Annotated in this window: 15 protein-coding genes; 9 read left to right on the top strand and 6 right to left on the bottom strand. The window is 64.5% G+C overall.

Annotated features, from left to right (window positions below):
- The first annotated feature begins 8 nt into the window (after positions 1–8).
- The 6 genes from DOL89_RS24430 (at position 9) to DOL89_RS24405 (ending at position 5,749) form a co-directional block, all read left to right on the top strand.
- Complete coding sequence (locus DOL89_RS24430; protein ID WP_119681959.1) at positions 9–347, top strand: hypothetical protein; 339 nt, start codon at positions 9–11, stop codon at positions 345–347.
- Positions 348–470: 123 nt separating this feature from the next.
- The gene (locus tag DOL89_RS24425) at positions 471–1,919 is read left to right on the top strand and encodes a multicopper oxidase family protein (protein WP_119682026.1); all 1,449 of its coding nucleotides are present in this window, start codon (positions 471–473) and stop codon (positions 1,917–1,919) included.
- A 33-nt stretch (positions 1,920–1,952) separates the two neighbouring features.
- Entirely contained in the window at positions 1,953–2,390 is a 438-nt protein-coding gene (locus DOL89_RS24420; protein WP_119681958.1) for a DUF411 domain-containing protein, read from the top strand.
- 123 nt (positions 2,391–2,513) lie between these two features.
- A complete protein-coding gene (locus tag DOL89_RS24415) occupies positions 2,514–4,592 on the top strand; it encodes a protein-disulfide reductase DsbD family protein (RefSeq protein WP_162937882.1) in 2,079 nt (692 codons plus the stop codon).
- Entirely contained in the window at positions 4,592–5,059 is a 468-nt protein-coding gene (locus DOL89_RS24410) for a cytochrome c (RefSeq protein ID WP_119681956.1), read from the top strand. Before DOL89_RS24415 ends, DOL89_RS24410 begins: the two co-directional genes overlap by 1 nt.
- A gap of 24 nt (positions 5,060–5,083) precedes the next feature.
- Positions 5,084–5,749 carry an SCO family protein gene (locus DOL89_RS24405; protein ID WP_119681955.1) on the top strand — a complete coding sequence of 222 codons (666 nt, stop codon included), beginning with the start codon at positions 5,084–5,086 and terminating at the stop codon, positions 5,747–5,749.
- 23 nt (positions 5,750–5,772) lie between these two features.
- Here DOL89_RS24405 and DOL89_RS24400 read toward each other — a convergent pair whose 3' ends face one another.
- On the bottom strand, positions 5,773–5,979 hold the full coding sequence (locus DOL89_RS24400; protein WP_162937881.1) for a hypothetical protein: 207 nt from the start codon (positions 5,977–5,979) through the stop codon (positions 5,773–5,775).
- 83 nt (positions 5,980–6,062) lie between these two features.
- On the opposite strand from DOL89_RS24400, the gene DOL89_RS24395 reads away from it, so the two are divergent.
- The gene (locus DOL89_RS24395; protein WP_119681953.1) at positions 6,063–6,506 is read left to right on the top strand and encodes a copper chaperone PCu(A)C; all 444 of its coding nucleotides are present in this window, start codon (positions 6,063–6,065) and stop codon (positions 6,504–6,506) included.
- 466 nt (positions 6,507–6,972) lie between these two features.
- On the top strand, positions 6,973–7,548 hold the full coding sequence (locus DOL89_RS24390) for a TVP38/TMEM64 family protein (protein ID WP_225890104.1): 576 nt from the start codon (positions 6,973–6,975) through the stop codon (positions 7,546–7,548).
- 35 nt (positions 7,549–7,583) lie between these two features.
- Here DOL89_RS24390 and DOL89_RS24385 read toward each other — a convergent pair whose 3' ends face one another.
- From DOL89_RS24385 to DOL89_RS24375, 3 genes are all read right to left on the bottom strand, one after another.
- Positions 7,584–8,705, bottom strand: coding sequence for a permease (locus tag DOL89_RS24385; RefSeq protein WP_119681952.1), 1,122 nt, complete (start codon positions 8,703–8,705; stop codon positions 7,584–7,586).
- A gap of 255 nt (positions 8,706–8,960) precedes the next feature.
- Positions 8,961–9,794, bottom strand: a complete 834-nt coding sequence (gene lgt, locus DOL89_RS24380; protein WP_119681951.1) for a prolipoprotein diacylglyceryl transferase — start codon at positions 9,792–9,794, stop codon at positions 8,961–8,963.
- A gap of 11 nt (positions 9,795–9,805) precedes the next feature.
- Positions 9,806–12,226 carry a heavy metal translocating P-type ATPase gene (locus tag DOL89_RS24375; RefSeq protein ID WP_119682024.1) on the bottom strand — a complete coding sequence of 807 codons (2,421 nt, stop codon included), beginning with the start codon at positions 12,224–12,226 and terminating at the stop codon, positions 9,806–9,808.
- On the opposite strand from DOL89_RS24375, the gene DOL89_RS25330 reads away from it, so the two are divergent.
- On the top strand, positions 12,143–12,352 hold the full coding sequence (locus tag DOL89_RS25330) for a hypothetical protein (protein ID WP_162937853.1): 210 nt from the start codon (positions 12,143–12,145) through the stop codon (positions 12,350–12,352). The genes DOL89_RS24375 and DOL89_RS25330 overlap by 84 nt on opposite strands.
- Positions 12,353–12,425: 73 nt before the next feature.
- On the opposite strand, the gene DOL89_RS24370 is transcribed toward DOL89_RS25330, so the two are convergent.
- Both DOL89_RS24370 and DOL89_RS24365 read right to left on the bottom strand, forming a co-directional pair.
- On the bottom strand, positions 12,426–12,836 hold the full coding sequence (locus DOL89_RS24370; protein ID WP_119681950.1) for a hypothetical protein: 411 nt from the start codon (positions 12,834–12,836) through the stop codon (positions 12,426–12,428).
- A 189-nt stretch (positions 12,837–13,025) separates the two neighbouring features.
- Complete coding sequence (locus tag DOL89_RS24365) at positions 13,026–13,370, bottom strand: hypothetical protein (RefSeq protein ID WP_119681949.1); 345 nt, start codon at positions 13,368–13,370, stop codon at positions 13,026–13,028.
- Positions 13,371–13,759 lie beyond the last annotated feature (389 nt).

The following is a 13,759-nucleotide window of genomic DNA, read 5'->3' as shown; positions in this document are numbered from 1 at the left end:
CTCTTTTCATGACGCTGGTCCGCCGCCTTCTTTCCCTGATGCTCGTCCTCGCGCTTGTCGGCGGGGCGGGCTGGTCCATGCCCGGGATGGCGGCATCGCAAGCCGGCGCCGTTGCCGCCCCGGCAATGAGCGTCAACGCGGACACCGGCTGTCCCGACTGCGATGCCATGGATGAGATGTCCATGAGCATGGCGGCCTGCGCAAAGGCCTGCATGTTGATGCCTGGTCTCCTACCGGGTTCAGTCGCCGCCGGCACGTTCAGGCATGCGACCGAAATTGGGCAGCCCACGCGGATGCCCGGCGGGATCCGCCTCGACCCCGAACCCTATCCTCCGAGATCCATCTGACGCAGTCGGTCGGCCTGCTTCGGCAGGGCTGACCGGAGCCGTCGTGGCAGGCCGATGGCCTGCCTGCTGTCCGGCTGTCCGTGCAACCCACGGCACCCGATCGCATATGGATACGAGGAAATCATGTCCACCCTTTCCCCGTCGCGGCCGCTGAGCCGCCGACGCCTGCTCCTGGCCGGGGGCGGTCTCGCAGCCGGGTTCGTGCTTCCACGGGCCAACCTGTTCGCCGCCGAAAGCAACGCGACCATTCACTTGAATGCCGGCCCCGGCACGGCGTCGGTGGTAGGGCCAGATCGTCCCCAGACCGCTGTCTGGGCGTACAATGGTCGCGTCCCCGGACCGGAAATCCGGATCCGCCAGGGCGACCGGCTGCGCGTCGTCGTGACCAACAGCCTGGATGAGGAGACCACCGTTCACTGGCACGGAATCCGCACACCCAATGCCATGGATGGCGTCCCGCATTTGACCCAAAAGCCGATCGCCCCGGGCGAGACCTTCCTGTATGAGTTCGATGCCGTGGATGCCGGAACCTTCTGGTACCACCCGCACCATCACAGCCATGTGCAGGTGGGCCGCGGACTCTATGGCCCGCTCATCGTAGAGGAGCGCGACCCGATCCAGGTGGACCGGGATGTCACCTGGGTGCTCGACGACTGGCGCCTGCTCGAGGACGCCTCGATCAGCAACGACTTCGGCAATTTCATGGACATGTCCCATGCCGGCCGGGTCGGCAACACCGTCACGATCAATGGGCGGGTTGTGGACGAGGTCCCGGTCCGGGCGGGTGAACGGGTCAGGCTGCGCCTGATCAATGCCGCCAACGGCCGGATCTTCGGGCTCCGCTTCAAGGGCCACAGCCCTCGCATCATTGCAATCGACGGGCATGGCGTTGAGCCGCATGAGCCCGCCGACGGCCGTGTTGTCCTGGCGCCGGCCCAGCGGATCGACCTGGTGCTGGACATGGAAGGCGGGCCGAACGCGCGCACCGAAGTCGTCGACGACTTCTATGAGGGCCTGGCCTACCGCCTGGCGGATCTGGCCTACGGCGCCGAACCTCCGCTGCGCAGCGCAGGTTCGGACGCCCCGGTGCGGCTGCCCGCCAACCCGGTTGCCGAACCCGATCTCGCCAACGCCGTCCGGCACGCGGTGACGCTCGGCGGCGGCATGATGGGCATGATGGCGGGCGCCATGGTGCATGGCCGAATGACCGACATGCGCAGCATGACGCGCCACGGCATGGCCTGGGCCATCAATGGGGTCACCCATGACCACGCCCAGGGGCATGTCATGGACCCGATCTTCACCCTGAAGCGCAACCAGACCTGCGTCATCGCCGTCGCGAACGACACGGTCTGGCACCATCCCATGCACCTGCATGGCCACACCTTCCGGGTGCTGTCCCGGAACGGCGAGCCGACGCGCTACCGGGAATGGCAGGACACCGTCCTTCTATCCCCCCGCGAGCGGATCGAGATCGCCTTCGTGGCCGACAACCCCGGGGACTGGATGTTCCACTGCCACATCCTGGAACACCAGGCCGCCGGAATGATGAGCGCTATCCGCGTGGCCTGAGCCGCGCCCCAGCACCGAAAAGGAACAGAACCCATGCGTATCCTGTCCGCCATCGCCCTGTCGCTCGCCCTTCTCTCCCCGACCGCTGCCTTCGCGCAGAGCGGCAAGGAGGCTATCCTCTACAAAAACCCCCAGTGCGGCTGCTGCGAAGGGCACGCCAAGCATCTGCGGGAGAATGGTTTCGAGGTGAAGGTCGTCCCCTCCCACGACCTGCCGCTGATCAAGCAGCAGCAGAACGTGCCGCCGGAACTCGCCGGGTGCCACACGCTCCTGGTCGATGGCTATGTCGTCGAGGGGCATGTCTCCGCCACCACCATCAAGAAGCTGCTCGAGGAGCGCCCCGAGGTGAAGGGCATCTCACTGCCCGGCATGCCCCTGGGCTCGCCGGGCATGGAGGGCCCGAAGCTGGCGCCGTTCGAGATCTATGCCTTCAAGGCCGACGGCTCCACCTCGCTCTACGTCACGGAGTAAGGCACGAGCGGCGGGCCTGCGATGCCGCAGGCCCGCCGGTCCGCTCCGATCGGAGTTGTTCTTATGTTCGGTTCACGATTCTCCCGGACAGCAATGAGCGCGGCCGCGGGATTTCTGGCGGGCTTGCTCATCCCGAGCCTGGCTGCGGCTGCGGCCGGGTCCTGGGCGGCGGAAGACGCGATCCGCGGCCGCCTCGTCGCCTCCGTCGATGCCACGGGGCAGCTGGAGCGCATCCCGGCCGGGCTGCATCTGGAGCTGGCGGATGGCTGGAAGACCTACTGGCGGTCCCCCGGGGATGCAGGCACCCCGCCCACGATCGACTGGTCGGCCTCGGGGAATGTGGCGGGGGTGCGGATGCAATGGCCGGCCCCGCACCGGTTCTCGCTGTTCGGGATCGACACCTTCGGCTATACGGACGAGGTCGTTTTCCCTCTCGAGCTTGAGGTCGAGCGACCCGGTGAGCCGGTGGCGCTGCGCGGAACCGCCGACATCCTGGTGTGCAGCGATGTCTGCGTCCCGACCACGCTGAGTCTCTCCCTGGACCTTCCGCCCGGCACTGCCGGCATCGACCCGGCGGCCGCGGGCCTGATCGCGCGGTACAGGGCGCGTGTTCCCGATGATGGCCGATCCTCGGGCATTTCCGTCCAGGGTGCTGCCGTCCGCGCCGGAGATGATCCCCGCCTGGTCGTGGACGTCGCCTCTACGACCCTTCTTCAAAGTCCGGACCTCATCGTGGAGAGCGAGCGATGGTCCTTCGGGCCCCCCGTTGTCGATCGCGTGGCCGGTGGTCTGCGGGCCGAGCTGCCGATCGTGTCCGGTCCGGATGCGGTGACGCTGCCGGGCGAGCCGGTCACGATCACGGTACTCGACGAAACCCTGGCTGCGGAACATCGGTTGACCGCGGCATCCCTCGCCAGGTCGTCTTCGTGGACGGCCGAATTGCTGCCCATGATCGCCCTGGGCCTGCTTGGCGGGTTGATTTTGAACCTTATGCCCTGTGTGCTGCCTGTTCTGTCGCTCAAGCTGATGTCGGTCCTCGGCCAGCAGGGCCGGGAACACCGCCAGATCCGCGTCGGCTTCCTCGTCACGGCCGTGGGCGTCCTTACATCCATGCTGGCGCTGGCAGGCATCCTCGTGGGGCTCAGGCTCGCTGGGGCCGAGATCGGCTGGGGCATGCAGTTCCAGCAGCCCCTGTTCCTGATCGTGATGTCGGCCGCCGTGATCATCTTCGCAGCCAATATGGCGGGCGCCTTTGAATTCCGACTGCCCGCGGCAATCGCCACCAGGATGGGACAGGCGGGCGGAGACGGCATGGCCGGCCATTTCGCGACCGGCGCCTTCGCGACCCTGCTGGCGACCCCCTGTTCGGCGCCGTTCCTCGGAACGGCGATCGGCTTCGCCTTCGCCCGCGGCCCGCTGGAGATCCTCGCCATCTTCGCCAGTCTGGGGCTCGGGCTGTCACTGCCCTATCTTGCCGTCGCGCTCTTTCCCGGCTTGGTCGAGCTTCTGCCGCGACCGGGCCGGTGGATGGCCAAGCTGAGGCTCATCCTGGCTGCCGCGCTGGCGGCGACCGCTGTCTGGCTCCTCACCATCCTGGCGGCACAGACGTCGGCGGTACTCGCCCTTGGCATTGGAACAGCGCTGACGGCCGCTGTCGCGGCTGTCGCCGTTGCAGCGCGGGTCCAGCGGCGTTACCGTCCGGCCCTGGTGGCCATCCCCCTGCTGCTGGTGGCGGGGACCGTTCTACCGGCCGTCTCCGGGCCGGGGACGGCCGTGCGGTCCGCGCCCGGCCTGCACTGGTCCGCCTTCGACGAGGCGGCCATCCCGCGGCTTGTCGCTGAGGGCAGGACGGTCTTTGTCGATGTCACCGCCGACTGGTGCATCACCTGCATCGCCAACAAGTCGCTGGTGCTCGAGCAGCCGGAGGTCGCATCCGCCCTCCGGGCCGGGACCGTTGTCGCGATGCAGGCGGATTGGACCAATCCGGATCCCCGGATCGCCGGGTTCCTGGCGCGGCACGACCGCTACGGCATTCCCTTCAACATCGTCTATGGCCCGGGCGCACCGCGCGGCATCGTGCTGCCGGAACTTCTGACCGCGGAGCGGGTGCTTACTGCCCTGGACACGGCCGGTGCGGTGGAGCGAGGCGGCGATGTCGTCGCGGTGGAACGCGGACCGAGCCCATCCGAGGAGGCCCGGTGATGAAACGAACATCGGTTCTGATCGTCGGCACCAGCTTGGTCCTGGTCGTGGCGGGCATCCTTGCCTGGAATGGGGTGCAGAGCGGCCCGGCTGCCCGGTCGGATGCCGCCGAGATCGCCCGAGGTGCTGCGATCTACGCCGAGCATTGCGCAGCGTGCCACGGGGAAAACCTCGAGGGCCAGCCGGACTGGCGGTCGCGTAGGCCGGACGGGCGTCTTCCAGCACCCCCGCACGATGAGACGGGGCATACCTGGCATCATCCCGACACTGTCCTGCTCGGAATCATCGCTGAAGGTCCGGGAGCCTTCGTGCCCGGCGATTACGAGAGCGACATGCCAGGCTTCTCCGGGGTCCTCTCGGCCGAGGAGATGCAGGCCGTCCTAACCTTCATCAAGAGCACATGGCCGCCGGAGATCCAGGCGCGCCAGCGCAGCATCAGCCAGCGGTGGGCCGGGGCCGATCGCTGACCTTCCATTCTGGAGCACACCGACATGAAGACCCTTTTCGCCGCCGCGTTGCTGATTGCCGCCTTTGGACTGGCGGGCACGGCCGCTGCCGACCCGCATGCGGGGCACGCCGGGCATCTGGCCGACATCGAACATTACGCCGAGCTCGTGGATCGGCCGGCGCCGGGTTTCGCCTTGCTCGACCTTGAGGGCAAGCCGGTCAGCCTGGATGACTTCCAGGGCAAGGCGGTTGTCCTCTGGTTCATATATGCGAACTGCCCGGACGTCTGCCCGCTGCATACCGACAGCATCGCGGCGGTGCAGCAGCTGGTGAATGCCGGTCCGCTCAAGGACAGGGTGGAGTTCGTGGCGATCACGACGGACCCGGTCCGGGATACGCCGGAGATCCTGGAGGGGTTCGCCCGCGCCCACGGTCTCGATTCGGCCAACGCGACTTTGCTCTCCAGCGGCGCCGGGCAGCCCGACGCAACCCGCGCACTGGCTGAGAGCTTCGGGGTGTCCTTCATGCCGATGGAGGACGGCATGCAGATGCATGCCGCGGTCATGCACCTGATCGATCCGACCGGCAAGGTCCGGGCGCGGTATCATGGGCTGGAGTTCGAGCCTGAGAACGCGGTCACCCATCTTGAGGCGCTGACCGGGAAGCCCGGCCTTCTCGACCGGTTCCTGTCGCTCTTTCAGAGCCGATGATGCCGTCAATGCACGGCCTGCCGCTATGATGCGCCTTTCAGCGCGGCCAGATGTCTGTACGCGGAGGACAGGGAGGGGCGCATCTCGCCACCCCCCCGACGCCCTGCACGCTGCTCCAAGGCCGTCAGCAGGTGATCGGCGGTGTCCAGGTCGCCGAGATCGCAGGCGCACTCAAGTGCCTGCTGGATCAAGCCGTCGAGCTTTTCATTTGATCTGTCGTCTGCCGACATGATCACCCCCTGCAAGACCGTGCCCCGTGCAGCGCAAGCCGGGGTGCAGCCCTCTCCAGAACCCTGAAACAGGAAAGCAACGCATGTTTGCCAACCGCCGAACGCTCATTTCGTCACTGGCGGCCATTTTCATCACCGCCGCGGCTGTACCGGCTGTCGCGCACAGCTACAAGACCGGAGCGGTGATGATTGGCCACCCCTGGGCCGAACCATCCGACGGATCGGAGGTGTCCGTGTTCTTTCCGCTCATCAATGGCGGAAGAGAGCCCGACCGCCTGCTTCATGCCACGTCGCCTGCTGCCGACCGCGTGATCATTCAAGATACCCTCAGGGGGAACGTCACCCCGGTGGAGGCTCTGGCGCTTCCACCGGGGGCTCCGATCGCCATGCGCCCTGGGGCGCGGCACCTGCTCCTCAAAGGGCTGAAGGAGCCCCTCACTACTGGCGACCGAGTGCCGCTGATGCTCACCTTTGAGAGCGGCCAAGTCGAGGTTGAGGTGCACGTCTCTGATGGCGCATCGCACTGAGCGCTGTCGGTTGTGTCGTCTGCTCCTTCAGGATCAAATCATCATGCCGCCCGGCATCATGGTTTGCCCTGGAGGCTGCGACGGCAACCGCGGTACAGATGCCGGGGCGACGACAGTGGCGGGCATGGCGGATGCCATCAGCACTGTCATGGCCAGGAATACTGAGCCCACAATTTCCATTTCGACTTCTAGCCGGTGATCAACCGCCCTCCCAACAGAGGCCGTAGAAAATGATCGCCGTGCCGCCAAGGCAAATATTGATGGAACCGGCTGCTTGCCAGTCGGTTCAGACTGTTGTCTGCAAGACAAACGCCCTGATTGTCGCGCCGACGCCGGGAGCTGGTGAGCAGATTGCCTCAATGCGGAGTATTCCTGTTTGTCGAGACGTAAGGTCATTCTCGCGCTGGCGATGTTGCTTCTACTTGGTGGAGCGTATTGGCTCCTGCGGGAATCAGGATACCTCTTCGTGCTCAGCAACAGGGCGGACTTGCAGCAGTTCATCCTCGAACTGGGCGTTTGGGGGCCGCTGATCGTCATCGCCCTGATGGTTCTCGCCATCGTGATGAGCCCAATTCCCAGCGGGCCGATCGCGCTGGCCGCGGGTGCCGCGTACGGCCCTGTCTGGGGAACGGTATGGATCGTGCTGGGCGCGGAAGCCGGAGCGCTGATCGCGTTTGGCATTGCCCGTTGGCTGGGATACGAGGCGGTGGAACGCAAGCTGGATGGCCGCCTGTCCTTTCTGAAGAAGGAGCGGTCGCAGGCCGCCCTGATGGGTGTCGTGTTCGCAAGCCGACTGGTGCCTTTTCTGTCCTTCGACGCCGTCAGTTACGCTGCCGGTCTGTCACCCCTGTCGTTCCTGCGCTTTGCCCTGGCGACCCTCGCGGGCGTGGTGCCGATCAGTTTCGCTTTAGCCTATTTCGGTGAGCACCTGATTGAAGCCGAATCCGACCGCATGCTGCTCGTCGCCGTTCTCGTAGGTGGCATTACCCTTCTGCCGGTTGCATTCAAGCTGCTCCGCGACTGGCGCAGGCAAAACCACTAAACGCCCTCTTGCCGCAGACGAACGCCGAAGAGCGGCTACGCTGTTCTGCCCGCACGAGAGCGGCCACCCCAAAAATGCAGCCACGCCAGAGCTGCTGCCAACGCAAGAAAGACAAGGTTCAGGTAGAAAGTATGGTCGATTCCGAAGCGGACCATTTCGCTCAGCGCAGGCCGCTCTGATGGAATGGCTCCAACTGCGGCGAACAGGTAGTGCACAGTCAGCCCGGCAGCGACCATGCACAGATACAGCAGTCCCGACAGGTAGGCAGCGTATCGCCAGCCGTAATATTTGACGTGGACCCAGATGACAGTAGCGGCAACGAGGTCGGCGCCCAGGAATGACATGACCCCGCCGAAACTGACGTCACGAGACCACAGCATGGCTGCGAGAGGGACATTCCCCATGGAGCCGATGAAAGTAAAAAACGCAACAACAGGAGCAATCGCAGCATTTTCCAAGACTGCCCAGAAGGGAAGCCCTGAGTTATCCCCGTCCCCCTTGATGAACAGCGCGTTCCACACCTCCTGGGGCACGTACACCGAGATGAACCCGGCTATCGTGAATCCGATCAGGATCTCCTTCCAGACCATTCCCCATTCCATGAAGAACGCAGCGGAGATCTGCTCCCAACCTGCTCTTGAGGACAACTTCTCCTTCCAGCCGCCCTTGATCTCTCCCCCGCCCATGCCTTCCTCAGCCTTTTGCGTGGCCTCGGCTTTGCGACGCCCTTCTTCGCTGAGCTTTTTCGGCAGCCATATTCGCGTCAGCAGGTGGGCATAAACGATCATAATGATGCCCAGCAGAAAGTTGGCCAAGGTGAAGCGCCAGCCGAGCAACACCCAGAGCACAATCCCGAGCTCGATCACCAAATTCGTCGAGGCGATCAGAAAGGTAATAGAGTTTACGGGATGCGCTCCCTTGGCCAGCACGGAGCGGGACGCCGCAAGCGCGGCGAAGGAGCAGGAGGAGGAGATGAACCCGAACAGCGCGGCAAGCCCGGTCTGCCGGACACTTCTCTCCCCCAACGCCCGCGCCATCTGCCGGCGCGTCACGAGGACCTGAATGCCTGCCGAGATGATGTACCCGAAGATCAAGGCCCACAATGACTTCCAGAGCATGCCCGCGGCAGTGACAAGCGCTTCAGAAAACTGGTCCATCCGGGTCCTCGCGAGTGTTGAACATCAGGGCAGAGCCATGCCAGAACAGGGATTGCGCCAGCCCCCCGGGGGATATGAAAACGGGCAGCGATCAGTCCCGCTTCCGATCCGACCGCAGGTTCTGAATCCGGAGGTTCATGGCCCTTCCCGGTGCCGTCTGGCGCCCTTTCCGCCGAGAGCGGACCTCATGGCCGCACCGCACCTCGGCACGGGGTGGGTGGATGAGCTTCGGCATGGTAAGTGCGATCCCGCCAGCTATCGCGCATTCCTGTGGACACCCACCCTGGTCTGGCGATCTTCGATCGGTGATTTCGCCACCAGGATCAGAACCAGACCGATGAGAATCAGCGGTATTGACAGCAGCTGTCCCATGGTAGTTCCCGCAAAGAGGAATCCAAGCTGCGCGTCGGGTTCGCGGAAGAATTCGACGGCGAACCGGCTCAATCCGTAGCCCGTCAGGAAAGCTCCGGTCAGGAAGCCGTTACGCTCCCGGAGTGCCGGGCGTCGGGCCAAAACGGCCATGACGATCAGCAGCACAAGCCCTTCCAGGAGCGCCTCGTACAGCTGGCTCGGGTGGCGGGCGAGCGGACCTCCGTGGGGGAAGACCACGCCCCAGGGAACATCCGTTACTCGGCCGTATAGCTCTCCGTTCACAAAATTGGCAATGCGCCCGAAAAGTAGACCGATGGGCGCAACAACCGCCAGCACGTCTCCTAGTGCCAGCGGATGGATGCCGCGGCGCAGTGAAAAGATCAGTCCTGCCGCGGTAACCCCGAGCAGTCCACCATGAAAGGACATGCCGCCCTTCCAGACCATTAGGATGCGCAGCGGCTCCTCGACGTAGCTGGAGACGTCATAGAACAGCACATAGCCGATACGGCCGCCCAGGATCACGCCGACGATCGCCCAGGTCAGAAAATCGTCCATATCGTCAGCCGTGGGCTGGCCCGGCTTGGTTCGGGCCAGCCGCATCGCATACCGCCAGCCGAGCAGGAAGCCCGCAAGATAGGCCAGCGCATACCAGCGGATTACCAGAGGTCCGATCTCAAGGGCGACCGGGTCGATATCGGGAAATGGGATGCCGCCCATGGATAACTCCCTCAGCGGATCGCCGCCACGCGCAGGCGGAGCGCATTCGCGATGACCGACACCGAGCTCAGGGCCATGGCCGCCGCGGCGATGATCGGGTTCAGTAGCAGCCCGAAGACCGGGTAGAGAACGCCTGCGGCAACCGGAACGCCGAGCGTGTTGTAGACAAAGGCCAAGAACAGGTTCTGCCGGATGTTCCGCATCGTGGCCCGACTGAGCGCCCTGGCGCGCGCAATTCCAGCGAGGTCGCCCTTCACCAGGGTTATCCCTGCGGACTGGATCGCCACGTCGGTCCCGGTTCCCATGGCAATGCCGACGTCCGCCTCGGCCAGGGCAGGCGCGTCGTTGACACCGTCTCCCGCCATGCCCACGACCCGGCCCTCATTCTTGAGACGCCGGACGACTTCGTACTTGTCCTCGGGGCTGACCTCCGCCTCGAAGTCATCCAGCCCGAGCCGGCGGGCAACTGCTGCGGCCGTGGTGCGGTTGTCGCCGGTGAGCATGACGACGCGCACACCGTCAGCTTTCAATGCCGCCAGTGCGGCGGCTGTGCTCTCTTTGATGGGATCGGCGACGGCCACGACGCCTGCGGGAGCCCCCCCGATGGCGATGTACATCGCGGTTGCCCCTTCGCGCCTGAAACGCTCGGCAATGGCCTCCATCTCTGAGAGATCCACCTTCTCCGCCCGCATCAGTTTGGCGTTCCCGAAGGCCACCCGCTGACCATCCACGGTCCCGGTGACACCTTGTCCGGTCACCGAAGCGAAGTCGGTCGGGTCCTTGGCGACGGTTCCCTTCTCCTTCGCGGCCGCCAGGATGGCGGCGGCCAAAGGATGCTCGCTGGCCTTCTCGAGGCTTGCCGCGGCGCTCAGGAGGCTTTGTTCGTCGAGACTGCCTACAGGCCTGATGGCCGTGAGCTTCGGCTTTCCGACCGTCAGCGTGCCGGTCTTGTCCACCACCAGGGTATCGACCTTCTCGAAGCGTTCCAGCGCCTCCGCGTTCTTGATCAGCACACCTTCCTGGGCGCCCCGGCCAACGCCGACCATGATCGACATCGGTGTCGCCAGGCCGAGTGCGCAGGGACAGGCGATGATGAGCACGGACACCGCCGCAATCAGGCCGTAGGCTAGCGAGGGCTCGGGTCCCCAGACCGACCAGGTGATGAAGGACAAGATGGCGATGGCAACGACCGCGGGAACGAAGTAGCTCGCCACCACATCCACCAGGCCCTGGATCGGGGCGCGGCTGCGTTGCGCCTCGGCAACCATCTGCACGATGCGGCTCAGCATGGTGTCCGAGCCCACCTTGTCGGCGCGCAGGACAAGGCCGCCGGTGCCGTTCAGAGTGCCGCCGATCAATTTGGAACCCGGCTCCTTTTCCACGGGAATGGACTCGCCGGTCACCATGGACTCGTCCACGGATGAGCGCCCCTCCAGCACCTCGCCATCCACAGGCACGGACTCGCCGGGACGGACCCTTAGGCGGTCGCCAGCATGCACTTGATCGAGCGGGATCTCTTCATCGTGGCCATCCGGCATGGTGCGCCTGGCCGTCTTGGGCGCGAGATTCAGAAGGGCCCGGATCGCCCCGCCGGTCTGCTCCCGGGCGCGGAGTTCGAGCACTTGGCCCAGCAGGACCAGAACCACGATAACCGCTGCCGCCTCGAAATAGACGGCCACATTGCCCTCCGGCCCGCGGAAGCCGTCCGGAAAGATGCCGGGGGCCACGACGGCTATCACGCTATAGGCATAGGCAGCGCCGACACCGATTGCGATTAGGGTGAACATGTTGAGATTGCGGGTGCGGATGGAGGCCCAGCCGCGCACGAAAAAGGGCCATCCCGCCCAAAGGACAACAGGTGTCGCCAATGCCAGCTGAACCCACGCGGATATGCGCGCGGGCAAGAGGTCGGCTAGCCCCCAGGCCGGCAGATGCGCAGACATTTCCAGGATCAGGAGCGGAATGCTGAGGATGAGACCGATCCAGAAACGCCGGGACATATCCCTTAATTCAGGATTGGGCTGCACTTCGGAGGATACTGTCTCCGGCTCCAGGGCCATGCCGCAGATGGGGCAGGTTCCCGGCCCCTCCTGGCGGATTTGCGGGTGCATAGGACAGGTGTAAATAGCACCTGGCTGGGCTGTTGGCTTGGAATTTGGTTGTATACCGGACGGGGTCAGATAGTAGTCAGGATGAGCGTCAAATTTGGTTTTGCAGCCCGCGCTGCAGAAGTAATAGGTCGTGCCGGCCACATTCGATTGATGTGGGGCCGTAGCCGGATCGACTTTCATCCCGCAGACTGGATCAGTAACCTGGACAGCTCCTGTCGGAGGTCCGGTATATGGGCCATGCTGATCGTGATGACAGCTGCTATGCCCTCTGCCATGTTCCAGATTGCTGGTTGGCAAACTCGCCCCTTGCTGCCTGTCCATGTTGAAACCCTTCCAAGTGTCCGGAGGTTGCCAACGGAACTGCTCCGCTTTGGTGTTGCTCGTGAATATGAACAACATCCGTGCGAAACAATTGCCAGCTGGTCCGTCCGGCATCTGCCCAACTGATTGTGTTCTCGCCGGTTGAGCCTGTGTCTGAATGAATGAAGGGGGCGGGACTACTTCCCGCCCCCTTCTGAACTTAGCTCGCCGGCTTCAGCTTGGCGTTAGCGCCAGCACCGTGCATATCTGCCATCATCGCGTGGCACTCTTTCATCGCGGCTGTCAGATTGATCATCCGCTGGTGATCCATACTCTGCATGCGGGCGGTCTGGCTGTTTGCGATGGTATCCGCCCCGTCGCCTGAAGCCGTAGCAATTTCGGCGAGGGCAAGTCGGCGCCAGCTCCTTGCCAGGACGTCATCTCCGCTGGTTTCGGCAATTTGGGCACTGCTAAGCAAGTCCAGGACCTGTTCGCGCGCTGCCCCGGTCACGTGAGACGGGATCGAGACTTCAATCTGTGCGGCCGTTGCGGCAGGAGGTGCCGCGAGCGCCTGGCTAGCACCGGCAGCGGCGAACAGGGCGACGACAGAAGCAATGAGGGTGGTGCGCATGTTTGATGTCCTTGCGATTGTTTGACGCGCCGCTTTGCAAGCGCGTCCAGGGTTGGAAAGCTGCGGCCCGGCGCTGCCTGCAGCCGCTTTCTGTAATCATGTCCAAGTCAGTTCCGCATCTGCGGGCATGACTTGACCGTTTGGGATTGGTGAATGGCGGCGCGGAGTTCATCCCCGCCCCTGTGCGGCTTAGCGGCCGCTCGACGCGTCGGGGCTAGGCGTTCCACCGCTGTCGGAGCCACGCATGTCCTTCATCATGGCCTGACAGTGTTCCATCATGGCCATCATGTCGCCCATCTGGCCCTGACCCATGCCTCCCATCATCATTCCGTGGTGACCTTCAGCGCTGTGCGCCTCGGTCTGCGGCATTGCCCCGGATGACGTGGTCGCAGTGGCCTGAGCATCCTGGGTAGCCTCTGCCCGCTCGCGGGCATTGGCAAAGGGCTCCCTCTGGCCTTTGGCCTGGGCCAGGCCGGCTCCAGCGAGTGTAGCTGTGAGAGCGATAAGAGAGATGGCGATACGGTTGGTACGCATGGCTAAATCCTTTGAATCGGGGGTTGCTTTCGGGCGGTGCCGCTGACCCGTTCCGCAGCGGTATGGAGCGGATCGGGGCAGGCCAACGGACAGCGGGTCGGTGGGTCTAGCCTTGCCCGCCATTCAGGGCAGTGCTGGCCGCATCCTCCGGCTTGGCACCCGGACGACGGCAGAGATGGAGCGCGCACATGGCCAGGCAGGGCAGCACGCTAAGGACCAGCGGAACGAGTCCAGCTGCAGCCAGATAAGGCCAACCTAGGGCGAGCGCGCCGACGGTGAGTGCCCCGCCACCAATCAAGAGGATCCGGCTGGAGGGCGTGCGTTCACCACACCCGGCCTCCGCCTTTCTAGAGGCGGTCTGGCAAGAGATACTCATGTGAGAATCCAAT

It is taken from the genome of Indioceanicola profundi, from assembly GCF_003568845.1.
Classification (GTDB): domain Bacteria; phylum Pseudomonadota; class Alphaproteobacteria; order Azospirillales; family Azospirillaceae; genus Indioceanicola; species Indioceanicola profundi.
The sequence above is the reverse complement of the archived record's forward strand: the minus strand, read 5'-3'. Positions and strand labels throughout refer to the sequence as shown.

Coding starts and splice junctions, on each gene's coding strand:
- DOL89_RS24365 (WP_119681949.1), bottom strand. CDS start 13,370: ATGCGTACCAACCGTATCGCCATCTCTCTTATCGCTCTCACAGCTACA.
- DOL89_RS24385 (WP_119681952.1), bottom strand. CDS start 8,705: ATGGACCAGTTTTCTGAAGCGCTTGTCACTGCCGCGGGCATGCTCTGG.
- DOL89_RS24405 (WP_119681955.1), top strand. CDS start 5,084: ATGAAGACCCTTTTCGCCGCCGCGTTGCTGATTGCCGCCTTTGGACTG.
- DOL89_RS24430 (WP_119681959.1), top strand. CDS start 9: ATGACGCTGGTCCGCCGCCTTCTTTCCCTGATGCTCGTCCTCGCGCTT.
- DOL89_RS24395 (WP_119681953.1), top strand. CDS start 6,063: ATGTTTGCCAACCGCCGAACGCTCATTTCGTCACTGGCGGCCATTTTC.
- DOL89_RS25330 (WP_162937853.1), top strand. CDS start 12,143: ATGCTGATCGTGATGACAGCTGCTATGCCCTCTGCCATGTTCCAGATT.
- DOL89_RS24420 (WP_119681958.1), top strand. CDS start 1,953: ATGCGTATCCTGTCCGCCATCGCCCTGTCGCTCGCCCTTCTCTCCCCG.
- DOL89_RS24400 (WP_162937881.1), bottom strand. CDS start 5,979: ATGTCGGCAGACGACAGATCAAATGAAAAGCTCGACGGCTTGATCCAG.
- DOL89_RS24375 (WP_119682024.1), bottom strand. CDS start 12,226: ATGGACAGGCAGCAAGGGGCGAGTTTGCCAACCAGCAATCTGGAACAT.
- lgt (WP_119681951.1), bottom strand. CDS start 9,794: ATGGGCGGCATCCCATTTCCCGATATCGACCCGGTCGCCCTTGAGATC.
- DOL89_RS24425 (WP_119682026.1), top strand. CDS start 471: ATGTCCACCCTTTCCCCGTCGCGGCCGCTGAGCCGCCGACGCCTGCTC.
- DOL89_RS24370 (WP_119681950.1), bottom strand. CDS start 12,836: ATGCGCACCACCCTCATTGCTTCTGTCGTCGCCCTGTTCGCCGCTGCC.
- DOL89_RS24410 (WP_119681956.1), top strand. CDS start 4,592: ATGAAACGAACATCGGTTCTGATCGTCGGCACCAGCTTGGTCCTGGTC.